The 24,014-nt window shown below is 51.8% G+C and carries 26 protein-coding genes and 1 tRNA gene; 20 read left to right on the forward strand and 7 right to left on the reverse strand.

Annotation, left to right across the window (positions count from 1 at the left end; all coding sequences use genetic code 11):
- Window positions 1-63: 63 nt before the first annotated feature.
- Entirely contained in the window at window positions 64-285 is a 222-nt protein-coding gene (locus CO251_RS08780; protein WP_146039034.1) for a hypothetical protein, read from the reverse strand.
- Window positions 286-465: 180 nt separating this feature from the next.
- Here CO251_RS08780 and CO251_RS17200 point away from each other — a divergent pair, with 180 nt between their 5' ends.
- The 3 genes from CO251_RS17200 (at window position 466) to CO251_RS08790 (ending at window position 2,839) form a co-directional block, all read left to right on the forward strand.
- A complete protein-coding gene (locus CO251_RS17200; protein ID WP_146039035.1) occupies window positions 466-717 on the forward strand; it encodes a hypothetical protein in 252 nt (83 codons plus the stop codon).
- Window positions 718-722: 5 nt separating this feature from the next.
- Window positions 723-1,649, forward strand: coding sequence for a hypothetical protein (locus CO251_RS08785; RefSeq protein ID WP_146039036.1), 927 nt, complete (start codon window positions 723-725; stop codon window positions 1,647-1,649).
- Between the two features lie 599 nt (window positions 1,650-2,248).
- Window positions 2,249-2,839 (forward strand): nucleoside recognition domain-containing protein, encoded by a 591-nt coding sequence (locus CO251_RS08790; protein WP_103375402.1) that lies wholly within the window; start codon window positions 2,249-2,251, stop codon window positions 2,837-2,839.
- Between the two features lie 19 nt (window positions 2,840-2,858).
- Here CO251_RS08790 and CO251_RS08795 read toward each other — a convergent pair whose 3' ends face one another.
- A complete protein-coding gene (locus tag CO251_RS08795) occupies window positions 2,859-3,392 on the reverse strand; it encodes a spore maturation protein (protein ID WP_103375403.1) in 534 nt (177 codons plus the stop codon).
- 125 nt (window positions 3,393-3,517) lie between these two features.
- Here CO251_RS08795 and CO251_RS08800 point away from each other — a divergent pair, with 125 nt between their 5' ends.
- From CO251_RS08800 to CO251_RS08810, 3 genes are read left to right on the forward strand one after another with little or no spacing between them, the layout of a single operon-like run.
- Window positions 3,518-3,982, forward strand: a complete 465-nt coding sequence (locus CO251_RS08800) for a RidA family protein (protein ID WP_103375404.1) — start codon at window positions 3,518-3,520, stop codon at window positions 3,980-3,982.
- A 21-nt stretch (window positions 3,983-4,003) separates the two neighbouring features.
- Window positions 4,004-4,894 carry a pseudouridine synthase gene (locus tag CO251_RS17730; protein ID WP_103375405.1) on the forward strand — a complete coding sequence of 297 codons (891 nt, stop codon included), beginning with the start codon at window positions 4,004-4,006 and terminating at the stop codon, window positions 4,892-4,894.
- A complete protein-coding gene (locus CO251_RS08810; protein ID WP_242968500.1) occupies window positions 4,872-5,840 on the forward strand; it encodes a nicotinate phosphoribosyltransferase in 969 nt (322 codons plus the stop codon). Before CO251_RS17730 ends, CO251_RS08810 begins: the two co-directional genes overlap by 23 nt.
- Here the strand turns inward: CO251_RS08810 and CO251_RS08815 are convergent.
- Window positions 5,806-6,918, reverse strand: coding sequence for a hypothetical protein (locus CO251_RS08815; RefSeq protein WP_103375406.1), 1,113 nt, complete (start codon window positions 6,916-6,918; stop codon window positions 5,806-5,808). The genes CO251_RS08810 and CO251_RS08815 overlap by 35 nt on opposite strands.
- 54 nt (window positions 6,919-6,972) lie before the next feature.
- Between CO251_RS08815 and CO251_RS08820 the strand changes: the two genes are divergently transcribed.
- The 5 genes from CO251_RS08820 to rpsA all read left to right on the forward strand — a co-directional run bounded on the left by CO251_RS08820 (window position 6,973) and on the right by rpsA (window position 10,187).
- Window positions 6,973-7,131, forward strand: a complete 159-nt coding sequence (locus CO251_RS08820; RefSeq protein WP_242968485.1) for a DUF2197 domain-containing protein — start codon at window positions 6,973-6,975, stop codon at window positions 7,129-7,131.
- Between the two features lie 9 nt (window positions 7,132-7,140).
- Window positions 7,141-7,548: a chorismate mutase gene (gene aroH, locus CO251_RS08825; RefSeq protein ID WP_242968487.1), complete on the forward strand. Its 408-nt coding sequence runs from the start codon at window positions 7,141-7,143 to the stop codon at window positions 7,546-7,548.
- On the forward strand, window positions 7,548-8,237 hold the full coding sequence (gene cmk, locus CO251_RS08830; protein WP_103375408.1) for a (d)CMP kinase: 690 nt from the start codon (window positions 7,548-7,550) through the stop codon (window positions 8,235-8,237). Before aroH ends, cmk begins: the two co-directional genes overlap by 1 nt.
- Window positions 8,234-8,827 carry a 1-acyl-sn-glycerol-3-phosphate acyltransferase gene (locus tag CO251_RS08835; RefSeq protein ID WP_103375409.1) on the forward strand — a complete coding sequence of 198 codons (594 nt, stop codon included), beginning with the start codon at window positions 8,234-8,236 and terminating at the stop codon, window positions 8,825-8,827. Before cmk ends, CO251_RS08835 begins: the two co-directional genes overlap by 4 nt.
- A gap of 118 nt (window positions 8,828-8,945) precedes the next feature.
- Complete coding sequence (gene rpsA, locus CO251_RS08840) at window positions 8,946-10,187, forward strand: 30S ribosomal protein S1 (protein ID WP_173677088.1); 1,242 nt, start codon at window positions 8,946-8,948, stop codon at window positions 10,185-10,187.
- A gap of 181 nt (window positions 10,188-10,368) precedes the next feature.
- Here rpsA and CO251_RS08845 read toward each other — a convergent pair whose 3' ends face one another.
- Entirely contained in the window at window positions 10,369-10,932 is a 564-nt protein-coding gene (locus CO251_RS08845) for a biotin transporter BioY (RefSeq protein ID WP_103375410.1), read from the reverse strand.
- A 139-nt stretch (window positions 10,933-11,071) separates the two neighbouring features.
- Between CO251_RS08845 and CO251_RS08850 the strand changes: the two genes are divergently transcribed.
- The 8 genes from CO251_RS08850 to CO251_RS08885 all read left to right on the forward strand — a co-directional run bounded on the left by CO251_RS08850 (window position 11,072) and on the right by CO251_RS08885 (window position 19,859).
- Entirely contained in the window at window positions 11,072-11,662 is a 591-nt protein-coding gene (locus CO251_RS08850) for a hypothetical protein (RefSeq protein WP_103375411.1), read from the forward strand.
- 50 nt (window positions 11,663-11,712) lie between these two features.
- On the forward strand, window positions 11,713-13,041 hold the full coding sequence (der, locus tag CO251_RS08855) for a ribosome biogenesis GTPase Der (RefSeq protein WP_173677094.1): 1,329 nt from the start codon (window positions 11,713-11,715) through the stop codon (window positions 13,039-13,041).
- Window positions 13,034-14,035 (forward strand): NAD(P)H-dependent glycerol-3-phosphate dehydrogenase, encoded by a 1,002-nt coding sequence (locus CO251_RS08860; protein WP_158246253.1) that lies wholly within the window; start codon window positions 13,034-13,036, stop codon window positions 14,033-14,035. Before der ends, CO251_RS08860 begins: the two co-directional genes overlap by 8 nt.
- A gap of 140 nt (window positions 14,036-14,175) precedes the next feature.
- Window positions 14,176-15,654, forward strand: a complete 1,479-nt coding sequence (gene spoIVA, locus CO251_RS08865; RefSeq protein WP_103375414.1) for a stage IV sporulation protein A — start codon at window positions 14,176-14,178, stop codon at window positions 15,652-15,654.
- 294 nt (window positions 15,655-15,948) lie between these two features.
- Window positions 15,949-17,706, forward strand: a complete 1,758-nt coding sequence (locus CO251_RS08870; RefSeq protein ID WP_146039037.1) for a peptide ABC transporter substrate-binding protein — start codon at window positions 15,949-15,951, stop codon at window positions 17,704-17,706.
- Window positions 17,707-17,799: 93 nt separating this feature from the next.
- A complete protein-coding gene (locus CO251_RS08875) occupies window positions 17,800-18,693 on the forward strand; it encodes an ABC transporter permease (protein ID WP_103375416.1) in 894 nt (297 codons plus the stop codon).
- A 14-nt stretch (window positions 18,694-18,707) separates the two neighbouring features.
- Window positions 18,708-19,661, forward strand: a complete 954-nt coding sequence (locus CO251_RS08880) for an ABC transporter permease (protein WP_103375417.1) — start codon at window positions 18,708-18,710, stop codon at window positions 19,659-19,661.
- Window positions 19,662-19,782: 121 nt separating this feature from the next.
- Window positions 19,783-19,859: transfer RNA gene (locus CO251_RS08885), tRNA-Pro, on the forward strand.
- A gap of 40 nt (window positions 19,860-19,899) precedes the next feature.
- Here CO251_RS08885 and CO251_RS08890 read toward each other — a convergent pair.
- Window positions 19,900-21,435 carry an ABC transporter substrate-binding protein gene (locus tag CO251_RS08890; RefSeq protein ID WP_103375418.1) on the reverse strand — a complete coding sequence of 512 codons (1,536 nt, stop codon included), beginning with the start codon at window positions 21,433-21,435 and terminating at the stop codon, window positions 19,900-19,902.
- Between the two features lie 55 nt (window positions 21,436-21,490).
- Here CO251_RS08890 and CO251_RS08895 point away from each other — a divergent pair, with 55 nt between their 5' ends.
- Window positions 21,491-21,910, forward strand: a complete 420-nt coding sequence (locus CO251_RS08895) for a threonyl-tRNA synthetase editing domain-containing protein (protein WP_103375419.1) — start codon at window positions 21,491-21,493, stop codon at window positions 21,908-21,910.
- Window positions 21,911-21,956: 46 nt separating this feature from the next.
- Here CO251_RS08895 and CO251_RS08900 read toward each other — a convergent pair whose 3' ends face one another.
- On the reverse strand, window positions 21,957-22,910 hold the full coding sequence (locus CO251_RS08900) for an ABC transporter permease (protein WP_103375420.1): 954 nt from the start codon (window positions 22,908-22,910) through the stop codon (window positions 21,957-21,959).
- Window positions 22,911-22,922: 12 nt separating this feature from the next.
- Window positions 22,923-23,831, reverse strand: a complete 909-nt coding sequence (locus CO251_RS08905; protein WP_173677089.1) for an ABC transporter permease — start codon at window positions 23,829-23,831, stop codon at window positions 22,923-22,925.
- Window positions 23,832-24,014 lie beyond the last annotated feature (183 nt).

Consider the following 24,014-nt stretch of genomic DNA (forward strand, 5'->3'; position numbering starts at 1 on the left):
GCCGCCGCCCGCTTGACCCCCTCTTGGCTATCGCCTAAGAAGGGGAATGCGCGGGCTTTATGTTCAATGCAAACGGCCCGGCTTACCCCCGAGACACCACCGATTGGATAGCCGTTTCACAATCAGACCGTTACTCGTCCACAACAGCATGCGGGTGATAGACCACCCGGAAGTCAAGCTCCCGTATCCCCACACGATGATTTCGGCGGTCACCAGCGCGACCATGGTCATCGGTGCATGGGGAAACAGTCGGCGGGTCACAAAGAGGACCGCATGGACGATCATAACAGCCCCCGTGGTGGTGCCAAACATAGGCCAGCTGATTGCGCTCCCTCCCTTCGATCATGATACCCGTCGCGGATGTCGGTCTGCGGCCGTGTCCTTCTCAGTGCGGAACCGCAGGGCTCCGTCTGTCGTTCTAGTGAATAGACATTACAAAAGCCGCACGTAGGAAGGTGTAGTGGTATGACACAGAACCTGTTCGTGGTACCGCTTGGTGCCTTAGTGATACTGGGGGGCGCGGTATTATCAGGATGCGGAATCCAAGACGCTTCCCCTCCGATTCCTGCGCAAAATCACAGGGCATCCAAAGCCGCAGTGACGGGAGCATCTCCATTAGAAAAGGCGAAAACTATCGTTATGGTCAGTCGCGCCACGGGATGGGCCAGCTCATCGAATCAAATTTTCCGGACCACGACATCTGGAAAAAATGGGTAATCGTATTGAAATCTCCAACCATCCTGACAATGGATGCCGTCAATGCGAAAACCGCTTGGGTGGGTACAAAAGAAGGGGCTCGTGATGTCATCCTCAGCTATACTGACGACGGTGGTGTACACTGGGCAACACATCAACTCAATGCGCCATGGCCTGTGGTTCAGGCTCAAGTGAATGTCACCACCAACTCGGCGGATGGCTCGTTTGGATCGGTGCTGTTGTCGGGTCCTGTGGGCATGCAAACAGGCCCGCAAGCCCTGTGGACCATTTCTCAAGGTCATGTTTCATCCGCCCCTGTCTACACCACCGCTCACGGGGCATTCGCGGCCGTTGCGTGGATATCCTCCACTCGCGCATGGGCAATCTCTGACGGCGCTAGCTCCCCTGCCCTGATGGACTCTACGAACGGCGGCGCGTCGTGGAGTCCGGTGGCACTACCCCTCCCGAACTGGGTGCCTCCTAAAGCGATGAACAATCCTCGACCACAACTGCATGCCTCCTTGGAGGCCTTTCAATCACCGACCTTTGTCGATGGCGTGGGCTACCTGTCTACCACCGTAAATGTGCCGTATATCGGCGCTCAGAACATCGTCAAATACCATCACTATGCTGTGCTTTACAAGACGACTCGCGGAGCCTCATGGACCCCTATTTGGACCTGTGCTAATGCATCTGTGGTCTCTCTGGACTGGATCACATCGCAAAATGGGTGGGACATTGTCGCGAAAGGGCATCAGGTGCAATTGGACCACACCGCGACGGGCGGTCACACATGGCAAGACGTTTCCGCCGTTCCCTCGACCATTCATCCCCTTAGTGTAAAGTTCTTCGGTCAAACGGGATGGATCGTCTCGCAAAGCACTCAGGCGAATACGTTGTCTTTATGGCTATCTCACAACAACGGAAAACAATGGCAGGTCGTGCACGAGTAGCACGACCTTTCAAAGCTAACCTCTTCTGAGGCATTGATGATGACCATTTCGGTGCCCAAGTGCTCGCAGAGGGAAAAGACCAGTTCTGCCCCGCTGCGCAGCCGTCGATCCTTATGGCTAATCACCAATCGCTCGACTTCGCCGGAGCAAATGCGTCGGATGAGGCTTCTTAGTCCCTTTTTGGGAGAGTTTAGCCCCGAACCGCAATCCTATAGCGTCTCACACGTCCAATCGTGGGCGGCACAGAAGGATTCGAGCTGGTCGTGACTTGATACGCGGGCATAGGCCAGGGTCATTCGCACTGAAGGAGCCTTGGGGGAGCCAGACCACGGAATTTGGCCAGATCGTACCGCCTTTGCCCTCCAAGGGAGGTGTAGAGGCGGCTCAATCTGGCCTTCAGCTTCCCACCGCCGAAGTGTCTTTAGGGCTAACTCCTAATTCCGCGGCGGCTCCTTTATTCCGACTAACATAATTTTTTCCAGTAATGTCCAGCGATGTCCAAAGTTAGGCGTGCAGTTTCTACCCCCTGCGCGGAAGGGCCACGGTCTTGTGTTTGTCCACTACGCATATACTCCCTGTGAAAAAAGGGGGCAAGCGTAATGGTCAATGTTGTGTGGCTCATCCTCATTGTGGGAGGGCTCGTGGTAAGCGCGCTGCATCACTCGATGCTTCCTGTGACGCAAGCAATTGTCACCGGAAGTGAAAAAGCGGTGGAGGTCGCTTTCGGATTTATTGGCATTATGGCCTTGTGGTTAGGAATGGCTAAGATTGCGGAAGAATCGGGGTTGATGCGCGCGTTTTCGCGATTATTGGCGCCGTTAGTCTCGCGGCTTTTTCCTGGCATTCCTAAAGATCATCCTGCTATGGGCAGCATGCTGATGAATATGGCGGCCAATATTCTCGGGATGGGAGGGGCTGCGACGCCCTTTGGCCTCAAGGCGATGGAGGAACTCCAAGAACTGAATCCGCAGAAGGATGTCGCGTCCGCCAATATGATTACCTTTTTAGCGATCAATACCGCGTCTATCAATTTAATACCGGCTACCGTGATTGCGTTACGAGTAGCGGCGGGATCCCGCAATCCTACAGAGATTGTCGGCCCCACCATATTTGCCACCAGCGTGGCTTGTGTTGTCGCGATTGTGGCAGAGAGGCTCTTTCGTCACTGGAACGACAAGCAATCGTTGTAGGTTTTCTGTTGTAGGTTTTCTAATGAAAGAGTTGATGAGAGATAAAGACGGCGGCGATAAACCCAGCGGCATCGCCAATCAGTGCGACGATTAGCGCGTAACGGATTTTCTTGATGGCAACAGATCCGAAGTATAAGGTAATGACATAGAACGTCGTATCCGTACTACCTTGAACCGTTGAGGCCAGGCGCCCAACAAAGGAGTCTGGCCCATAGTGGTGCAACAGTCCAGTGGTAATGCCCAACGCAGCGCCGCCAGACAAGGGGCGCACGAGCAACAATGGAACCACCGGAGCGGGAACTCCTAAATAATTTAAGGGCTTGGAGAGGAAATGAATGACGGCGTCCAGTGCGCCAGATGATTCGAAGATATTGAGGGCGACTAAAATGCCCACCAAGAATGGAATCATGCGCACGGCCATACGAAACCCCTCCTCGGCGCCCTCGACAAACACCTCGTAAACCTTCACCCCTTTAATCCAACCGTAGAGGGGGATGAATCCAATTAAGAACGGGATGGCCCATTCTGAGATGGTTTCAATGAATGCGATCATAGCTTTGGCCTCCTTGTCGAAATGGTTGGGACAACCTGGTATACTAATTCGGAAAATCCAGGGTGCACCGCTGGGCTCTGGGAAAAGATATGTTGAAACAGTGACAAGCATGATTGGGGGGTATTATGGGACGTTTATCCGAGCGTTTAGCAGCACTGGGTCTGGTTTTGCCGGAACCTCCTAAAGCCGTTGCTGCCTATGTTCCGGCGGTTGTTGCGGGTACATTTTGTTTTACGTCGGGCCAATTGCCGTTACACGCAGGTCAATTAGTGGCGCAGGGTATAGTTGGTCAAGAGGTTACGGTGGAACAAGCTCAGAAAGCGGCCAGACAGTGTGCCTTGAACGCTATTAGTGTTGCGGCGCAGGCGGCAGGCGGTCTTGATCGTCTGGCTGGTGTCGTTAAGGTTGTGGGCTTTGTTCAGAGTGCGACTGATTTTCATGATCAACCCCAGGTCATTAATGGGGCGTCATGGCTGTTTGAAGAGATTTTTGAAGCGCAAGGACGACATGCACGTTCGGCGGTGGGGACGAATGCGTTGCCTCTGAATGCGTCGGTCGAAGTCGAGTGCATCTTCTTATTGCACGCGTAACATTACTGGGGAGGGTGCATCATGCCAGAACGATTGCAGAAAATCATAGCCCAAGCAGGATTATGTTCGCGGCGGGAAGCAGAAGAATGGATTGCGGCAGGGCGTGTTCAAGTGAATCATCGCACTGCAACCTTAGGCGAAAGCGCAGATGTCGCCACGGACCAGATAACAGTGGATGGACGGCTTCTTAAGCCCACTGGCGAACGGTGGTATTTGGCCATTAATAAGCCGGTGGGGTATACCACGTCTTTGAAGGATCGTCATGCCGAGCATCTCATAACCGAGCTCATTCCCAAACGCTTTGGGCGGATGTTTCCTGTCGGCCGTCTGGATCGTGATACATCCGGTCTGATTTTGGTCACCAATGATGGGTATTTGGCGCACCGTTTAATGCACCCCTCCTACCATGTACCGAAGATTTACGAAGTCTGGATTAAAGGGATTCCCGGACGCAATCATGTGGCGCGAATCGAGCACGGAATCGAATTAGATGATGGGGTTGCTCGCCCCCAAAGCGTTCAAATTATTCGTAGCGAGAAGGCTAATGACCGGACGCTTCTTCGCTTGACGCTGACAGAAGGAAGAAAGCGGGAAGTGCGGAGAATTTTTGAGGCCATTGGCCACCCCGTCCTCGAATTGCGCCGCGTGGCTTTTGGTCCCCTTTCGATAGAAGGATTGGAAGAGGGACGAACGCGCCCGCTCACACACCGAGAAGTTAAAATGTTGTACAGTCTGGTCGAGAAGCCGCCAGCGCGTTATGCAATGCACCGAAGGGATGACGATAGTAATGAGAGCGGATCAGGATTTACGAGAAGTCGTAGCAAGCGTTCAAGCCGTCCAGCAATATCAACCCCCAAAACGCGGCATTCGGTCAGCAACACCCGAGGAAATTCAGGCCGGCCTCACCGCTGATGTCTATTTTGTTGGCACCCAACAAATTCTCCACGAGCTCGGGTTAAGTGACGAGGTGGTGACAGCAGAAATTTTCGCGAATCACGCCGGCGTTCTCGCTGGGGTAGAAGAAGCGTTGACGATGCTTGCACCATTGAATGTTACGGTCGATGCGTTAGACGAGGGGAGTATGGTCTCAGCCAAACAGGTGGTCATGCGCATTACAGGCCAATATGGGGTTTTTGGCTTATATGAAACCGCCCTGTTAGGAATTTTAGCAGCATCGTCAGGCTGGGCCACTGCTGCACACGAAATTGTGGAAGCAGCCAAGCCAGTACCGGTCGTGTCGTTCGGCGCTCGCCATGTCCATCCGGCTGTAGCTTCCGTTATGGACCGGGCTGCCATGGTGGGAGGAGCTCAAGGTGCGAGTAGCATCTTAGGCGCTCGTCAAGCCGGAGAAATTCCCTCAGGCACCATGCCTCATGCCTTGTTGTTAATGGCAGGAGATACCGTGAAAGCGGCTCAAGCTTATGATGCGTTGATGCCCCCTAACGCGCCGCGGGTTGTCCTTGTTGATACCTTTAAGGACGAGGCCGAAGAGGCCCTTCGCGTGGCCGAGGCGTTGGGCAGCAAGCTCGCCGCTATTCGCTTGGATACGCCTCGGGAACGGGGTGGGGTAACGCCAGAATTGGTTCGCGAAGTGAGAGCGCGGCTAAGCCAAAAGGGCTACGGGCATGTCGGGATTTTTGTTTCAGGAGGCTTGACCCCCGCGCGCGTAGGGCCATTAGTGGAGGCAGGGGTGACCGGCTTTGGCATTGGCAGTTACATTGCTGCTGCAAGTCCGTTAGATATGACGATGGATCTCAAAGAGATTAACGGCAAACCGGTTGCCAAACGCGGGCGTATTCCTGGTCTTACGCCCTCACCCTCACTTAAGCGTCGGCAGACGGGCGCCACCGGTGATTAAAGTGTTGGGCAAGATCGTGCCAAGCCTCGGGAGACAGCAGGGTTTGGAGCGCTTCGAGTTCCAATACGGAACCGGTGTCGAGACAATCCGCGATGCGGTAAGGTAACTGATCAGGCACAGGCAACCAGGAAATTAATGCCTGTCGGACGGTGTGTTGGGCCTCTTTGGTATCTGGCCAATGCGACTCAAGCAAACGAATCGCCTTGTCAGGTTGATTGCCGTTCATGAGCAGGCGGGCGCGTTCGAGGTATAACGGATCCGCCTCGGGAAATTGATTCCACAGCCACATCATGGGAGTATCTGGAATCTGGCCCAACAAGGTTAGCAGTCGGTGGGTGGCTAGGACCTGGCGCTCTACGGGGAGTGCAATCGGCCTTTTCGTCCACAAGGTTTCTAAAATAAAGGGTTGCGCGGGTGGTAATTGACTCCCAATAACCTGGAAGACAGACTCCAGCGGCAAGTAGGGATTATATGCCCATAAGGCGATCCAAAATACGGCGCCGGCTTTTTGCATTAGGACCGTATCCCAGTGCCTGATAGTCTCTTCTATATCGGGACGGGTTAACCACGAGGGATGGACATCAGCTAACAAGGATGGCTGCCGCACCACGCGATCAAGGGATGGGGGTGACCAGCTCGCCTGAGGGACTAAAGGCTGCGGTAACATCCAATGGGGGATCGGATCAGGAATAAATTGTGTCAGACTTGTCTCTTCAAAGACGAGTGGCCAGATATTCTTCACGGCGTGATAGAGGCCATAGGGAGGAAATACGAATTGTTCGGAATGGTCGCGAAAAGCCAGCAAAAGTGCGGTAAAATGGGCGCACGGCTGGAAATGGCCACAATTACAGCCCCCTTGCGGTCCGGAGGCTGACAGTTCAAAATGAGGGAGATAGGTATCATTATAACCTCGTAGCTGAGCGATTAACCGTTCGGGCATGGCAATTTTACGAATAAGGCGGTCCTCATATAAGTAGTCCCGGGCGTAGCGGAGAAGTTTAGTTGGGAATGGTGCCAAATATTCATCAACAATTTCTCTAGTGACATTCGTCAATGCGAGAGACACTAGTGTAGACATGATTCGCCCCCTAGGACTAGTTTTATCATTGCTATCATGAAGCAGGAGGGATAGATGATGCAAGTGCGTTGCCAGATTTGCGGAACGGTGACAGAAATCGCTGCGTGGACGAAAGAGTTTGAAAATCAAAAGTATGGCAGCCAGCATCCCTATATCTGTCGGGCCTGCCAACAGAAAATTCAGCTCGAAGCGAAAGATAACCAAAAATCGTAGGATGTCCGAATGTCTAGGGGAAAGGGTGTTGATGGAGTGATAAGGGGTATTCGCGGAGCGACGACGGTGGAGCAAGATGACGCCGCGCAAATTTTAGAGCGTACGCAAGAGTTGATTTTGGAAATGGCTCGGGTTAATGGTGTGGATCCGGAGCAAATGAGTAGCATCTGTTTTACCATGACACCAGATCTGCACGCCACATTTCCTGCGGAGGCTGCACGTAAGGTGGGCTGGCAATACGTTCCGGTCATCTGCATGAGCGAACTCAACGTGCCTCATGGATTGCCCAAAACTGTCCGTGTTTTAATGCAGGCGGAGATGACATGCGCCCAGCGTGATGTTCGTCATGTCTATCAGTATGGGGCTGTCGTTTTACGCGAGGACCTCGTTGCCGCTGACCAGGAGTCACAAGGATAATGGGGCACTGGGGACAAGGCCCCGTCGTTGCCGTTGATGGACCGGCGGGCGCAGGCAAAAGCACTGCGGCTCGCCGAATGGCGGAGCGGTTGGGATTTTTGTATTTAGATTCAGGTGCGATGTACCGGGCGTTAGCGTTGAAGGCACTTCAACATGGGGTGGATCTCCGTGACGAGACGCAATTACTACACTTGTTGGACATGACGCGGATTGAGCTAGATGGGGCCGGCCACCAAAAGCCGTTGGTGCTGGTTGACGGGCAAGATGTTACCCGGCTATTGCGCAGTCCGGAGGTTAATGCCAGCGTTTCCGTGGTCGCGGGGTTCCCGCGCATTCGGGAAGAGATGGTGCGTCGGCAACGAGAAATGTCACGCGCGGGTCATGTGATTATGGATGGTCGTGATATTGGAACGTACGTCCTGCCCAGTGCCGATCTTAAGTTTTATTTGACAGCCTCGCTCGAGGCGCGCGCTCAACGCCGCCTACAGGACTTGACGGGGATGGGATTCCCGGCGGACCTTGCTGAATTGGCAGAAGAAATCCGTCACCGAGATGCCCTGGACTCAGAACGGGCTGTTGGGCCATTAAAACAAGCGCCTGATGCGATTTACATTGATACCACCGACATGGAGGTGGACCATGTTGTCGATATGATGTTGTCGATCTATCGTCAACGTGTGGAATCATGATTTACGGATTTTTTTATTGGCTGGTTCGCATTTTGATGTCATTATACTTTCGCATTGAAGTGTCGGGATTAGAACATGTGCCCAAGCGTGGATCAGTGCTGATTTTAGTCAATCATATTACGTTTTTAGACCCTCCTATGGCCGCGATATTAATGCCGCGTCCTGTCTATTTTATGGCCAAAGCCGAGTTGTTTTCTGTTCCGGTGTTTGGCTGGTTAATTCGCCGTTTGCATGCTTTTCCGGTGCACCGGGGCAAAGCCGACCGCAAAGCTATTCGGACATCTCTGCAGCTATTAGCTCGCGACCAAGCACTCATGATTTTTCCGGAAGGACACCGGTCGCATCAAGGTCCATTACAGGAAGCAAGAGCGGGCGCGGTGTACTTAGCTCAAAAAACAGGGTGTCCTTGCCTTCCTATTGGGATTAGCGGTCAGTATGGGTTTCGCAAGACCATTCGCTATTCGATAGGCGAACTGTTTACCATTCCTCCAGAAATGGAGCGTCACGATGCGCAAAAGATGATTATGGAAAAGATCGCCGAACAGATTGAGGCGCCAGCGCATCAAGAGAGTTTGCCAAAAAAAGTATGAACTCGCGGGTTCCGCAGGGAAACCGCTTGGATTGACCCGGTTGTCCGGTGTAATATGTAAAAGAAGAGTAAGAATGTTGTGTTTTGAGATAGGCGCAATAACAAGGGGGCCGGCGATCATGGATGAACGGAAGGATGCAATGCCAGAGGAGACCACAAACCGTCCAAATACTCCGGAGCACGAAGAACTCATGAATATGGAGGAAACTTTGGCTTATGCTCCAATGGAGGATGTTCATCCGGGGGATATTGTCGCGGGGAAGGTTGTCCACATTTCCAATGATGGAGTGCTTGTGGATGTGGGCGCAAAATCCGAAGGGATTATTCATCTACAGGACTTGAGCCACCGCCATGTTGACCGTCCCGAGGACGTCGTGAAGCTGGGAGAGACCATCTCTGTCTATGTATTGGGTTATGAAGGCGAAGAAGGGTCGTTAAAGCTTTCTAAGCGGCGAGCTGATGAACAAGAGGCATGGGCCCGGTTGGAAGAGGCGCAAAAAACAGGGGAAATTTTGCATGCGCCGGTGGTTGAGATTGTGAAAGGCGGATTAGTTGTTGATGTGGGGTTGCGTGGATTCATTCCCGCCTCGCATATTGCTCGTGGGTATGTCAATGATATGACGCCATATTTGCACCAAGTGGTTCCTGTTAAAGTGGTCGAACTTGACCGTGGGAAACGGCGTGCGATTTTATCCCGAAAAATTGCGATGGAATTGGAAACGAATGCAAAACGCGAGCAACTCTGGGCGGGTATTGAAGAAGGCCAAATTAGACATGGCGTAGTGAAAAGTCTAACGGATTTTGGGGCGTTTATTGATTTAGGTGGTGTGGACGGGTTACTTCACATCAGCGAAATGTCTTGGGGCCGCATTAATCATCCCTCCGAAGTGCTTATGGTAGGTCAGGAAGTGGATGTAAAGGTTTTGCGGCTGGACCCGGAAAAAAACAAGATTTCTTTGGGATTGCGTCAAGTGTTGCCCAATCCATGGGAAGGCGTCGAGGATCGTTACACGGTTGGTGGGCTTTATGAAGGAACCGTGGTTCGCCTCGCGGGCTTTGGAGCGTTTGTGGAATTGGAGCCTGGCGTTGATGGTCTCGTTCATATTTCACAGCTCGCTTCGGAACGCGTTCATCAGCCGAGTGACGTCGTCGCGGTTGGGGACCGTATTTGGGTGAAGGTACTGAGTGTGGATGCAGCGAATAAGCGCATCTCCTTGTCCAAGCGCGAAGCAGACCAAGATATCGCTGATGGCGCGTTAGCCACCCACGAGCATCATGATGAGGTCGACGCTAATGCGCCACTGGGCGAACACCTGGCAGCATACCATGCCGGTGATTGGGACGATGAAGAACCGTCGTAATGGTAGAGGAAGCGTCGCTGTAAGGGGCTGTCCATCACTCGGGCAGTCCTTTTTTTTGTAGGGATTACGGACATCGTTGAACGGATTAACGGACAGTGTAAAGCCACACGGAAAAAGAATGAGAGCAGGCTATACACCCGCTCTCATTGATTCATCCCATCTTGTAAGGGTTAACTAGGGGTTAACTGGCATTTTGATAGCTGTCCGCCCCCCACCGCTCCATGGCGAACGCGCGTGCGCGTCCGATAATCGGGAGGGCAATCGCGGCTTTCATCATGTCCCACAAAATAAAAGGCGCAACGCCTTCAAGCACCGCGTGGGTGAGAGAAGCTCCGGTCGTTACCATAATACCAATCATGCCACCAAGATAAATGACGAGAATACCGACCAACAGCCCCAGGGTTAGCCGCCACCTTTGCGCGGTGGGACCGGCTAAACGGGCAATGAGCCAAGCAGCGGGTGGGTATGCCCACAAGTACCCCCCAAAAGGTCCTAGAAGAATGCCGATTCCGTGGCTTCCTTCAGCAAAGACCGGAAGCCCCAAAACGCCCAGCAGTACATACGTTATCATGCTCATAAACGCCCAGCGTGGGGGAAGCAAGCCACCCGCTAAATAGACACCCAGCACTTGTAACGTGAAAGGGACGACGGAGAATAGGGGGATTGTGAAAGAGGTCAGGGCACCGACCGCGGTCATGGCCGTGACAAATCCCGCTAAAACCAAAAAGCGCATGGATTGTGGCATATAAACCTCCTTGGTATAGGTATGAAAGCGTATTTGGGGACAAGGCGGAAACTTGGGTCATTTTAGCATATGAGGTCAATGCATGGAACCCTGGCAGCTCGGGGACACTTGCACTACTACTACGTGCAAGGAGAGCACTATGACCGTTCTCGTCTTTAGTTTATGGATAGCCGGAGCCTTGTTGTTCAGCGCAGGATGGGGGCGCACGCTGCTAAAACCCTATGCCTTTCCGACATGGTGGGGACCCGTGCTGATGATAGTCGTTAGCGGGTGTAGTCTTATTTCGAATCTATTTCATCCTCAGGCAATAAATTTTGGGAGTATTATTTGGAGTGCCGCGGTTGTGACGGTGGGTATTCAATATGCCCGTATGGCCACTGTGATGTGGGCCTTGAATTTTAGCGTATTTCTTGGCATTGCGCGTCTGATTGGTCCGCTTAACCCGTCGCGGGTCCAGATTATTGCATGGTTGCCATGGGAAGCAGGTGTCGTGGGGATAATGGCAGCGTTAGTGGGCGAAGACCCCCTTGATGCCGTCCTCGTTGGCGTGGGAGCAGAAATCGGCTCGAGTGTGATGCTCAGTCTGTATACGGGGCGATTGCATTGGGGAACGGTGCGCGATTTGGTCTTTTCCTTACTGGTGTCACTGGTGGCCTGGATGGGGGCCGTGGCCGTTCGTTGGTGGAAACAACGCAAGCAAGGACTCTTATCTAAGGAGTCTCCCACTTAAGCGCCTTGCCAGCGTGCGCAGACCCTGGGATAATCCTATGGACTGGAGGGATTGGGTTGTCATTAGTGGCATTAGTTGGAAGGCCCAACGTAGGGAAGTCGGCGTTGTTTAATCGGATTACGCAATCGCGTCGCGCGATTGTCGAAGACTATCCGGGCGTAACGCGTGATCGATTGTATGAAGATACAGACTGGAACGGGCGGGAATTTACCATTATCGATACCGGGGGCATTTGGACTGGTGACGATGAGACGTTATTGGGACTAACCCGCAAGCAAACGGAAATGGCGATTGCTGAGGCGGATGTTTTGGTTTTCGTCGTGGATGGGATGGGCGGCCCCACGGCAGCCGACCAAATTGTGCTCGACCTTTTGCGCCGAACAAAAAAACCGGTAATTTTAGCGGTCAATAAGGCAGAAAGCCCTAAGGTAAACGGGATGGAGTTTTATGAATATGGTCTAGGAGAACCGATCTTGGTATCGGCTGTTCACGGTGAAGGCGTGGGCGATTTGCTTGATGCTATTGTCGACCGTTTGCCGCCGGAAGAAGACCTGAATGAACTGACCCATACCGGGGAGATTCGGATTGCTTTAGCGGGACGCCCGAATGTGGGGAAATCATCGTTACTCAATTACCTATCTGGGGAAGAACGCACATTGGTCACCCCAATTGCCGGGACGACCCGCGATGTGGTTGATACGGTTATTGAGCGAGAGGGTCAGCGCTATGTGATCTTGGACACGGCGGGACTCAGGCGGCCAAACAAAATTACGCAAACCTTAGAAGAAAAAACCGTACAGCGGACGCTCGATGCGATTCGCAATGCCGATGTGGTGCTGTTGTTAATTGCGGCCGATGATGACATTACGGCTCAAGACCAACGTATTGCCGGCCAAATTGACAAGGCACGCAAGGGCTGCGTGGTGTTGTTAAATAAGTCTGACCTTATCAAAGGCACTACCATTCCGTTCCAACAGAAGGCAAAGGAACACTTGCGCTTCTTAAGTTACGCGAAGATTTTGCCGGTATCGGTCAAGACCGGGTGGCGAATGGATACCTTGTGGCCTGCGGTCATGCAAGCCTACCAGAGTTATTCGGCGCGCATTACGACCCACCAACTTAACCAGTTAGTCCAAGAAGCGGTGCATCTCAATCCGCCGCCAACAGATAAAGGGAAGGCGTTAAAAATTTTTTATACGACGCAGGTTGCGACAAAACCACCCTATTTTGTCTTTTTTGTTAATGACCCGGAGCTGGTTCACTTTAGTTATGCACGATATCTGGAAAATCGTCTCCGTGAGAAATATGGATTTGAGGGATCGCCGATTCGCATGGCATTTCGGGAACGCACCCGAAAGGAGAGCGTGGGCGGTGAATGAACGGCTGACGATTTTTGGCTCTGGAAACTGGGGGCTGGCCTTGGCAGATCAAGCCTCTCGCTCTATGGCTCAGGTGATGGTTTACGTCAGGCGCCGTGAATTGCAACAATTTTTGACGACCCGCCGTCAGCATCCAGACTACTTGAGGCACCTGACATTTTCGTCGCAGGTGTCTTTTACTAACGACCTTGAAGAGGCGGCACGATTTTCTCCGTATTGGGTCTTGGCGGTCCCGAGCCAACATATGCGAGACATCGGACAAAGACTTGAGCCGTGGATTCCGGTGGCGCGTTACGCTGTTTCTGCGGCCAAAGGACTAGAGGTTGGGACGGACCGGCGGATGACCGAAGTGTTGCGAGAGTGTTGGCATGGGGCCAAGGTGGAGCTCGGGGTGCTAAGCGGCCCCAATTTGGCGGGAGAAATTAGTCAGGGCCAACCTGCCGCGAGCGTTTTGGCGGGGAGTCCAGCACTCTTCAAAAGCATGGCGAATATTTTAGGGCAAGGCAATTTGCGCCTTTACGGCCAGCGAGACATCGTTGGGGTGGAGTTAGGTGGGGCATTCAAAAATATTCTCGCCATTGCTGTTGGGATTGCGGTGGAGTCCGGTCTAGGAGACAATGCCCAAGCGGCCATTATGACCCGGGGATTACATGAGATGGGCCGGTTAGCGGTGAGAATGGGAGCACGTTGGGAGACTTTGGCGGGCCTTTCAGGGTTAGGGGATGTGGTCGCCACGTCGAATTCGCCGAGTTCCCGCAATCGCTGGTTTGGCCAAGAACTTGCGAAAGGGCGTTCCGTGGACGCTATTCTCGGTAGCACGCCGATGGTTGTGGAAGGGGTGCCTACAGCGTACGCGGCTCGGGATCTTGGACAAAAATTTGGCTTGCCGGTTCCTATCACGACCGAGGTCGTGGAAATTTTTAATGGGAAGTCCGTCAAATTGGCGGTGGAAGCCTTAATGAGCCGGCAGAGGGTGGAGGAATCTGACCGGTAAACTGTGCCATTTTTTCCTGGCATGGTCATTATTCTTGTGGTTCTCTCATATCTTGCTACTGTCATTCATTAGGGTGATCCCGGGACAGGCGAGGACCGGCGCCAACCCACTTGGAGACCTAAAGGGAGGGAACCACAAGGATGGAAAAGTTTGATCTGTTTAAGGATTTGGCCGAACGCACTGGCGGCGATGTGTACATTGGCGTCGTGGGACCGGTCCGTACCGGCAAATCCACGTTTATTAAACGTTTCATGGAGCGGATGATTTTGCCCGCTATCGAGGACGCTAATGAACGTGAGCGTGCCCAAGATTCTTTGCCGCAGAGCGGTACGGGCCGGACGATCATGACAACGGAACCCAAGTTTATTCCAGATGACGGCGTGGAAATTCAGTTAACCGATGCAATCTCTTTCCGCGCCCGACTCGTGGATTGTGTCGGCTACGCGGTGCCGGGGGCGTTGGGGTACATGGAAGACGATGGTGCCCGCATGGTCATGACGCCTTGGTCGGACGAGATGATGCCTTTTGAGGAAGCGGCCGAGATCGGTACACGAAAAGTGATCCAAGACCATTCAACCATTGGGTTAGTGCTCACGACCGACGGCAGTTTTGGGGATTTATCCCGCGATGCCTATATCGAACCTGAGGAACGGGTCATTGCTGAATTAAAGGAACTTGGCAAGCCTTTTGTCGTCCTGTTGAATTCGGCGCATCCGGATACGGAAGACACCCTAGCGCTGACGTCAGAACTGCAAGAGGCGTACGACGTACCTGTATTGCCCATCAATTGTCAAGAACTGCAGCAAGACGACATCGTGCACATTTTAGAACAAGTTCTCTACGAATTTCCGGTCACGGAAATTGTGTTCGAGTTGACCGATTGGGTGGACGCGTTAAGTCCAACGCATTGGCTGCGCAAACAGGTTGACAATGTGTTGGAGGAAGCCCGGACCAGCATTAGCCGATTGCGTGACGTGGATCCCGCAGTGAACAACTTGCAAAGCTATGATTATCTAGAGACGGTGCGCTTGCTCCATATGGATTTGGGTACGGGCGTCGCGAATATCTCCGTCGGGGTTCAATCTGACCTCTTCTACAGAATTTTGGGAGAGTTAGCGGATCGTCATGTCGGTGGGCGCGGGGATATTATGAAACTTTGGCGGGAATATGTTATCGCCAAAACCGAGTGGGATAAGGTGGAAGAAGCGGTACAAGAAGTGCGAGCGACGGGATATGGTATGGTGGCTCCCACTCTCTCAGAGCTGAATCTTGAGGAGCCAGAACCCATTCGCCGGGGCGCCCAGTTTGGCGTGAAGTTGAAAGCCACAGCCCCTTCGATTCATATGATTCGGGCGGATATTGAAACGGAATTAACGCCCATTATTGGTACGGAGCGCCAAGCCGATGAATTGGTCCAATATCTTATGGAGCAATTTGAGGATGACCCAATTAAACTTTGGGAAACGAATCTCTTTGGAAAGTCGCTCCATGATTTGGTCCGCGAAAGCATCCAGTCTAAGCTCTTTAAAATGCCGGAGAATGCGCAAGAGAAACTGCAAGAGACCTTGCAGCGGATCATTAATGAAGGTTCAGGCGGTCTTATTTGCATTATCATCTAGACATTGCGCTGGGACACGCGGGCAGGATTCCCTACCCGCGTATTTTTTTTTGTGCGTTCGGCTTACTTTGGAGGGATAGCATTTGCTGACACGACAGAGTATTATGTAAATATCTTCTGGGCTTCATGAACATGGGTGGAGGATATTTCTACCCATCATTTGTCGACCTCAATTGTTTTGAAAAGAAAGTTTTATCGAGATCCCCAGATTTTAGAAGGAATTCGTCCTCTGGATGTCGAAACGTACGAAGAGTATTTCATTTGTCTAAACACAGACACATTAGGAGGAATTCGCTTGAAGCAGATCGCCTCAAAGAAAATAGCGCTGGCCTCAGGGCTCGTGCTGTCCGCTAGCATGCTGCTAGCCGGATGCGGAACCACAACGACTACCTCTCCATCCAGCGCGGTGAGCAAGCCGCAATACGGCGGCACAGTGGTCATGGCGCTGCCGGCTGATTCCAATATTACCTGGTACTTCCCCTTGATGAATGGCTTGCAAGACAGTCTGTACAATGGCTGGGTCCAAAGTTTTATGTATAAAGGATTACTCACATATAACAATAACGGGTCCATCAATTACAGCCGTTCGATTGTTAGCAGTATCAAACCCAATGCGAATGGTACCCAATTTGTGGTGACCATGAACCCCAAATATAAGTGGTCCAATGGCCACCCGGTGACTGCACAAGATGTGGTGTTCACGTGGAATCTTATCAAGGCCGCGTCCGCGCCCAATGCACCCGCGCCGTGGCCCTATGTGGGGGCTGGCTCAGGCGGCATTCCTTCCCAAGTGCAAAGTGTTGTGGCGGATAGCAGCCATCAGTTCACGGTAACGTTGAATAAACCCGCGAACCAAGAATGGTTTATTTACAATGGCCTTGATCAGATGACGCCGTTGCCGCAATCGGTCTTTGACAAATATCCGAATAATATGACGCAAGAATTAAAGTTCTTGGGTACAATTGCCACTGAGCCGACCGCTCCCGAATACCAAGTGGTGGACGGACCGTTTAAATTACAGCAAGCGGTATCCAGCCAAAAGTGGGTGTTTGTGCCCAATCCCAGCTATGGGGGACACAAGCCCTACTTGTCGAAATTTATTTTGCAGTATGAAACCAGCAGTGATGCCGAGTTTGCGGCGTTAAAGACAGGAGCCATTCAGGCCGGGTATTTGCCCAATTCGCTATGGGGATCGCGCAGCGCCTTAGCCAACAACTATAATTTGGCTGTGATTAACTACCTCGAGTACGATGACGTACTGGTGAACATGAATCACGGGCACAAGACCGCCTCGAATAATGCGCCCAATGGGGTGGGCGATATCTTCAAGCATCTCTATGTTAGACAGGCATTGCAAATGGGGATTAACCAGCCCGCTATCAATGCAGCGGCGTTCCATGGTAATGCTATTGACGAAACAACGATTGTGCCAGACAAACCGCCTACAATCTTCTACGATCCCAACTTGAAGCCCATCTATACGTATAACCCTAGTGCTGGCAAGAAGTTGCTCGAGCAACACGGATGGCATGAGGTTAATGGCGTCATGACCAAAGGCAACGAAAAGATGGACTTTACTCTGGTGTACTCCAGTGGTGCCCAATCTTTCGTTCAAGAAGTGACGCTGATGCAAGAAGGCTGGGCTAAAGAAGGCATAAAAGTAACGTTAAAGGCAGAGCCCTTCTCGACCATTGTGGGCTTGACCAACAACCAGTGGGAAATGGAGGACTATGGCGGCATTACCTGGGGCGGTTCTTATCCGACTGGCGAAGGCCTATTTGGACAGCCTGGGCAAGGGCTTGACAGCCAAGGCTATTCCAATGCCGAGATGAATGCGCTGATTGCCAAGACCCACCAGCCTTTCGCGACACAACAAGCCTCGTTGCAAGCGCTATACAATTTCCAAAAATATGTGGCGCAGGACTTACCCATATTGTTTGTACCGGCACCACCATCGTATGATGAGAATGCTAAGAATCTGCACAATGTGGTGCAGTATTCGAACCCCTTTACCCAGTACTTTTCGCCCCAATATTTCTGGCTGTCCAAATAACGTGCGAGGGCCGGCACGAAGGCCAGGGCCTTTGGTGCCGGCCTCCCTCAAATCGTCCGTGCTAAGGGATATTGATGAAGGGGTGTCTGGTCAATGGTTTCGCAGTCTACCGATATACACATGGCCGAAGAACCGGCCGCGATTGCTGAAAAGCCTATGGGCTCTCGGGCGTGGCGTGCTTTTTGGCACCATCCCTTGGGGCTCGCTGGGGTAATTGGGTTGGTTCTTATTATCTTGTTTTGCTTTGTGGGGCCTCTGATCTATCATGCGAGTGCTTATACCACAAATATTACCGCCCTTATGCAGCCACCGAGTGCGCGCTTTCCTTTAGGGACGGACGACCTAGGCCGTAACTATCTGGCGCGTTTGATGCTGGGGGGCCAGGTGTCGCTAATTGTTGGATTTTCCGCCGCTATTGCCTCGATGGTGATTGGCGTCGCCTACGGGTTGGTGAGTGGGCTAGTGGGAGGCGTCGTCGACGCTATCATGATGCGCATTATTGACGTGCTCCTCACCATTCCGACGTTATTTGTACTGTTGTTTTTGGATGCGGTCTTTCAACCGAATGCGTTGCTTTTGACAGGAATTCTGGCAATTACTTCGTGGTTTGGTGTAACCCGCTTGGTCCGCTCCGAAGTCTTGTCCATCAAAGAGCGTGACTACGTGGAAGCGTCCCGTGCCTTTGGTGCCAGTAATTGGCACATAATGCTCAGGGAACTGCTTCCGAACGTGATGGGAACTGTAATGGTTGCCACTATTTTCCAGGTAGCCGGATCGATTATTGCCATTGCCACCCTGAGCTTCTTAGGGTTAGGGTTGCCTGCACCGCAGCCTAATTGGGGAGAAATGTTGTCCACATCGATGAACTATATGTTTCAGAATGCCTGGTGGTTGATTTACCCGCCCGGGATTGCTCTACTATGGACGCTGTTGTCCATCAACTTTATTTCCGAAGCGTTGCAAAACGCGATTGACAGCAGGCTGTAAGGAGGAACCTAGGGATGTTTGTGTATATTATCCGCCGTATTATCCAGTCGATCCCAGCCCTTATTGGGATTGCCGTTTTCAGCTTTATCTTGTTGCATATCGTTCCAGGCGGACCGGCTCAGACGCTTTTGGGGCAGCATTCTACGCCCCAGCGTATTGCGGCCATTAATCGTTCGTTGGGATTAAACAAGCCGCTAGCGGTTCAATTTTGGATCTGGTTTGATAATCTACTGCATGGCAATTTTGGCTATTCGTATACCTTTAACCAGCCGGTATTGCAAGTCATAGGAGAGTATTTGCCGCATACCCTAGCCATTGTTTTGATTGCGGTGGTGTTGTCGCATTTAATTGCTATCGTCTTAGGAACCATTCAGGGCTATTTTCGCAATCGCTGGTTTGACCATGTTATTACGACGGTCGTCTTTTTTTTCTGGTCGATGCCGGTATTTTGGCTGGCGATTATGGTCGTTCTCATCTTTTCTATTTATCTTGGCTGGTTTCCGTCGGGAGGCATTAACTTCTCTAATGGCGGTCCGGGTGGATTCATAGGGTACTTGGACCATGCAGCATTGCCTGTATTAGTGCTCGTTTTGGCCACAGTGGCAACTTGGGCACGGTTTATGCGTTCTTCGATGATTGATTCCATGCTGCAAGATTATATCCGAACAGCGCGGTCCAAAGGACTCTCTGAGTTGTCCGTCGTTTTTAAGCACGCTTTGCGTAATTCACTTTTACCAATCATTACGCTATTTGGGTTGTCCATTCCCACACTCTTTGCTGGAGCATTAGTCATTGAACTCGTGTTTAACTACCCAGGCATGGGATTGCTTTTTTGGAATGCAGCCCTTCAGCGCGACTATCCGATTTTATTAGGCATTATTATGATCATTGGCCTGCTCACCGTGGCAGGAAACTTGTTGGCCGATGTGTTATACAGCTTGGTTGATCCGCGTATAAGCTATAAATAAGGAGGATGACTGGCAGTAGGGGGTCAAGAAGACCTCCTCTTCCCTTTTTCAGGTGAGGGTACGCGAAAAAAAGAGTTGTATCCTATGGGACACCGTGCTATAATCATTGTGCAGTTGAGAACGGGCTGTGGCGCAGCTTGGTAGCGCGCTACCTTGGGGTGGTAGAGGTCGTGGGTTCAAATCCCGCCAGTCCGACCATTTTAAAGAGAGATTGCTTGCAATCTCTCTTTTTTTGTGTCTATGGGTTTTTGGAGCGTAAAACAGTCCATTGCCCTACGGTTTCCAAGGGATTATACGGGTTAAGGGTCAAGTGTTGAACGGTGGGTGCGACCACCACTTTCTGAGCCGACCACACTAAATACGCACCGGGTGGATTGTTAAAGAGCGCCTGCAGGGCTCGGTGTTCATTTACCACGAGCTGACCGGGATGGTTATTCATGGCTGTCACGTCTACTTGAAAGGCTGGGTTGTCGTATAGGCCATAGTTGGTCGGTGAGGTCATGCTAAAATCTTGTGCCAACGCCGGAAAGGGCGTAGCGCGTCGCTCAACGACGGCCACGACGAAGTGATGCTGTATGAGCGTGGTATGCATATCGGACACAAGGGCTAAATGCGTCGGTATGCCTGCGGCAAGCAGTTGATGCCGGACAGCCTGGGCAATATGGAGATCTTGGCCTGTGCGCATAGCGGTAAGGTCAACTTGGACAGGACGGCCCTGGGGTGTATGCCAAATGCCTCCAATTTGTCGGTAGCCGGCATGACGTAAAATCGTATCGGCCTTGGGCAAGTGAATGGATACGGCATAGATACTAGACGGCCATACAGGCTCCGTCATGGGAATAGCTGCCCCTAACGTGCGGGATAGCTCATAGCGGTTGAGAAGGGCATTTAACGCGAGCCTCATGGGACGCGGCAAGGAAGACGCATTCATATTAAAGAGCAGCATCGTATAAGTTAGCCGGGGGTAATATAAAGTCTTAGTCTGCGAGATATGCCAATGGCCCCAGGCAACGTCAGGTTGTGGGGGAGTCGACCACTGCGTGAGCAATATGTGCGTTTTAGGCGATCCCAGAAAATAATGGGCATTGGCTATCCAGCGGATACCGTTTGGTCCTTCGGCATAGGGACGGTAAGGACCTGAACCCATCATATCCGGCAGACGATTAAAAACGGGAGACTGGTTCAACCGCGCGATCGGTATGCGACTGACGAGAAATGCTGGGAGAATGGGATGGTCATCGCCTGCTGCTGCGACATTCGCCAAAAAGCCCGGATCAGGCCGTACGAGCGTGATGACGACAGTGTCGGCATTGGGAGTCGTCACTGACGCCACAAGTCGCGCCAACGACTGAGAAGCGGCGATAGGGGCATTCGGATTGGCATATAATTGGTAGGTCCACGCCACATCATGCACGCTGATAGGACGGCCGTTCCACCATTTGGCATGCGGATTGAGATGAAAAATATATTGGCGACTGTTTTTTTGAATTTGCCACGAGGCCGCGATGTCTTCGGAAACGGCTCCATGCGCGTTTACACGTACCAGGCTGTCGTACATCATATTCATGACCCAGGCATTGGATTGCGCATGGGAAAAAGGGTTTAAGGCGAAAGGGCGCAGTCCCAGGACGATTTGAGAGTGGTCAAAGAGCCGAGGGTGAGGGATCGTGACTTTGGTTCCACATCCCGCTAGGCTCAACAGACCCGCAAGTATAATGCCACTGATAGCTGCGGACGTGGCCTTCTTGGAAAAATGCACTGAGTAAGCGTTCATAATTTAGTATTATACCAAAGTAGAGAAGACAACACGGGCTGGGAGGCAGTTGCAAATGGTGGCTTTGTATTGTGATGCGAGGCGTTTCGCTGCGCATCCCGTGCAGTCGGTGATCCGCAATGCGAGTTTAGAAGCGCATGACTTGGTCACACGCGAATGCACCGTCTTCTATTTAGCGTTGGAGGCAGGTGACACGCTTAAGATGGTGAGTCAGGAACTCACGGAGGCCATATTAAGGCGTAACCGGCGCTTGCCTGTCGTGATCCATTCATTCAATCATCTTTCTGACCAGCCGCTGCCTGTCGCGGACGCACAGCGCCTTTATCAGGATCTGCCGGATGCGTTGAGGAATGCAGGCATTACTGAGGTCGACAGTACGACTTTTGGATGGATATATGCGATTGAACTTCATGATGTAGGCAAACCTGGCGCCAAAGGCCGAATGGTGAAGCGAAATTCTTTGGGAACAGCATAAACGGCCTCTCACGAGGCCGTTTATGCTTGGAAACAGGAATTGTGGGTTAGTTGTATTGAATCCGTGGATCCACAATGCCGTAGAGTAGGTCTGCGAGCAAGTTACCAATAATGGTCAAGAAACCCGTAATGACAACGATGCCAAGAATTACGGGATAATCCCGTTGGTTAGCCGCATCCCAAAATAACAGTCCCATTCCAGGATAGTTAAAAATGACTTCTACGAGCAAAGCGCCTGAGAAGAGATTGGGCAAGGAAAATCCCAACAAGGTAATCAACGGCAAGACAGAGTTGCGAAGGGCGTGCTTCAATACCACAACGGACTCTCGAATCCCCTTGGCACGTGCGGTGCGCACATAATCTTGAATGAGGTTCTCACTCATAGCAGTCCGCATATATCGTCCCCATCCAGCGACGGTGGTCAAAACGATGGTGAGGACCGGCAACGTGGTATGGGCCAGCCAAGATCCGAAACCAGGATTGGGATTTAAGGGGTTAGAAAGGCCTCCGGAGGGAAACCATCCGAGCGAAATGGAAAACAACATGATAATCATAATCCCTAGCCAGAAAATGGGCATGGAATAAAAGAAATACGTTAACGAGGTCATCGCATAATCGAACTTGGTGTCGTGGTAGTAGGCTTGAATGCTTCCAAGCAGAATAGACAACACGTGCGCGATTAAAATGCCTAAGCCGACAATGGATAATGTCCGTGGCATGTTGACCATAATAAGATGCCAAACCGTTTCGTTATAAAAGTAGGACGTGCCCAAATTGCCATGAAGCAATTGGCCAAGCCACTCGACATATTGAACCGGAATGGGTTTATTTAAACCAAATTCTCGGTCCACCTGTGCAATACGCAGAGGAGTAGCCCGTGGACCTAGCATAGCTTGGGCCGGCCCCCCAGGCACAATGTGAACTAAGAAAAAGCCGATAACGGTGATGCCCAGGAGGGAAGGAATCGCCTGGAGCACACGCCGCAGGATGTATTTGAGCATGACCTATCCCTCCTATCTTTTGCGCAAGCGCGGGTCGAAAGCTTGACGCAGTGCATCGCCAATGAAGTTTACCGAGAGTTCTACGAGCAAAATGGCCAATCCCGGTGGATATATGAGCCACCACGCGTTTTGAAACATGTAGGACATGCTATCGGACAGCATCTCTCCCCAGTTAGGGGTCGGCGGGGGAAGTCCTAAGCCCAGAAAACTTAGAGCGGCCACCGTGAGAATGGCGTCTGCGACCTGAAACGTGGCGTTGACGATGACGACGCCCATAACGTTGGGTAACAGGTGCTGAATCATAATTCGCCAGTTATTTGCTCCGAGCGCCCGGGCCGCTTCCACATAATCTCGTCGCTTGAGCGAAAGGACCTCGGAACGGACCAAACGGGCCACACCGAACCACGATAACGATGCGATAATAACGATAAGCAATAACGCATTAGGTTTAAAAACGGAGTCGACAAAGAGCAACAGGAACAGGCTGGGAATGGCGATAAAAATATCGACAAGCCGCATGAGCAATGCATCAATGCTACCACCTAACAAACCGGAAATCAGACCATAAATCACGCCGATCATGGTGGTCATAAAGGCTGCTGCAAAACCGACCTCGAGGGAAAGTTGTCCCCCTAGCATCATGCGCGCCAAATAATCCCGTCCCAAACTATCGGTGCCGAGGGGGAATTTGGCACTCGGTGGATGCAGCGTGTTTAGCAGGTTGGGTTGGTAGGCACTGGCATGGTAAAAAATGGGCCCGACAAAGCTGAAGAGAATTAAGAAGGCTAAGCCTCCAATGCCAAAACGTGCCAAAGGATTTTTCCAGAACGCTCTCCATTCACGGGATATGCTCCGGGTGCGTTCAATTACCGGTTGATTCCCTTGAAGAGGATCGCGCATCTCTATTTCAGGTGAAATCATGTTGTCATCCGCTCCTGCCTCAACCGTTCACTATATCAGGGAATCCTGACATGCGTAGGACAACCAGCCTACAATATTATGAAAACTAGCGACAATGTATTATAAAGGGGGCTTGACTTTTATGTCAATTACAAGGGTTGTGGCCATTGCCCAATGTCAGGCTCGATTTGTTAAATGTTGTTT

Source organism: Sulfobacillus sp. hq2, assembly GCF_002903155.1.
Taxonomy (GTDB): Bacteria; Bacillota; Sulfobacillia; order Sulfobacillales; family Sulfobacillaceae; genus Sulfobacillus; species Sulfobacillus thermotolerans.

What these genes read in the sequence shown, in the direction of transcription:
- rpsA (WP_173677088.1), top strand. Translation starts at nt 8,946, where the DNA reads ATGGATGAACGGAAGGATGCAATGCCAGAGGAGACCACAAACCGTCCA.
- CO251_RS08880 (WP_103375417.1), top strand. Translation starts at nt 18,708, where the DNA reads ATGTTTGTGTATATTATCCGCCGTATTATCCAGTCGATCCCAGCCCTT.
- CO251_RS08790 (WP_103375402.1), top strand. Translation starts at nt 2,249, where the DNA reads ATGGTCAATGTTGTGTGGCTCATCCTCATTGTGGGAGGGCTCGTGGTA.
- spoIVA (WP_103375414.1), top strand. Translation starts at nt 14,176, where the DNA reads ATGGAAAAGTTTGATCTGTTTAAGGATTTGGCCGAACGCACTGGCGGC.
- CO251_RS08835 (WP_103375409.1), top strand. Translation starts at nt 8,234, where the DNA reads ATGATTTACGGATTTTTTTATTGGCTGGTTCGCATTTTGATGTCATTA.
- CO251_RS08815 (WP_103375406.1), bottom strand. Translation starts at nt 6,918, where the DNA reads ATGTCTACACTAGTGTCTCTCGCATTGACGAATGTCACTAGAGAAATT.
- CO251_RS08800 (WP_103375404.1), top strand. Translation starts at nt 3,518, where the DNA reads ATGGGACGTTTATCCGAGCGTTTAGCAGCACTGGGTCTGGTTTTGCCG.
- CO251_RS08795 (WP_103375403.1), bottom strand. Translation starts at nt 3,392, where the DNA reads ATGATCGCATTCATTGAAACCATCTCAGAATGGGCCATCCCGTTCTTA.
- CO251_RS08900 (WP_103375420.1), bottom strand. Translation starts at nt 22,910, where the DNA reads ATGCTCAAATACATCCTGCGGCGTGTGCTCCAGGCGATTCCTTCCCTC.
- CO251_RS17730 (WP_103375405.1), top strand. Translation starts at nt 4,004, where the DNA reads ATGCCAGAACGATTGCAGAAAATCATAGCCCAAGCAGGATTATGTTCG.
- CO251_RS08780 (WP_146039034.1), bottom strand. Translation starts at nt 285, where the DNA reads ATGATCGTCCATGCGGTCCTCTTTGTGACCCGCCGACTGTTTCCCCAT.
- CO251_RS08875 (WP_103375416.1), top strand. Translation starts at nt 17,800, where the DNA reads ATGGTTTCGCAGTCTACCGATATACACATGGCCGAAGAACCGGCCGCG.
- CO251_RS08905 (WP_173677089.1), bottom strand. Translation starts at nt 23,831, where the DNA reads ATGATTTCACCTGAAATAGAGATGCGCGATCCTCTTCAAGGGAATCAA.
- CO251_RS17200 (WP_146039035.1), top strand. Translation starts at nt 466, where the DNA reads ATGACACAGAACCTGTTCGTGGTACCGCTTGGTGCCTTAGTGATACTG.
- CO251_RS08890 (WP_103375418.1), bottom strand. Translation starts at nt 21,435, where the DNA reads ATGAACGCTTACTCAGTGCATTTTTCCAAGAAGGCCACGTCCGCAGCT.
- CO251_RS08895 (WP_103375419.1), top strand. Translation starts at nt 21,491, where the DNA reads ATGGTGGCTTTGTATTGTGATGCGAGGCGTTTCGCTGCGCATCCCGTG.
- CO251_RS08845 (WP_103375410.1), bottom strand. Translation starts at nt 10,932, where the DNA reads ATGCCACAATCCATGCGCTTTTTGGTTTTAGCGGGATTTGTCACGGCC.
- aroH (WP_242968487.1), top strand. Translation starts at nt 7,141, where the DNA reads ATGTCTAGGGGAAAGGGTGTTGATGGAGTGATAAGGGGTATTCGCGGA.
- cmk (WP_103375408.1), top strand. Translation starts at nt 7,548, where the DNA reads ATGGGGCACTGGGGACAAGGCCCCGTCGTTGCCGTTGATGGACCGGCG.
- CO251_RS08820 (WP_242968485.1), top strand. Translation starts at nt 6,973, where the DNA reads ATGATGCAAGTGCGTTGCCAGATTTGCGGAACGGTGACAGAAATCGCT.
- CO251_RS08850 (WP_103375411.1), top strand. Translation starts at nt 11,072, where the DNA reads ATGACCGTTCTCGTCTTTAGTTTATGGATAGCCGGAGCCTTGTTGTTC.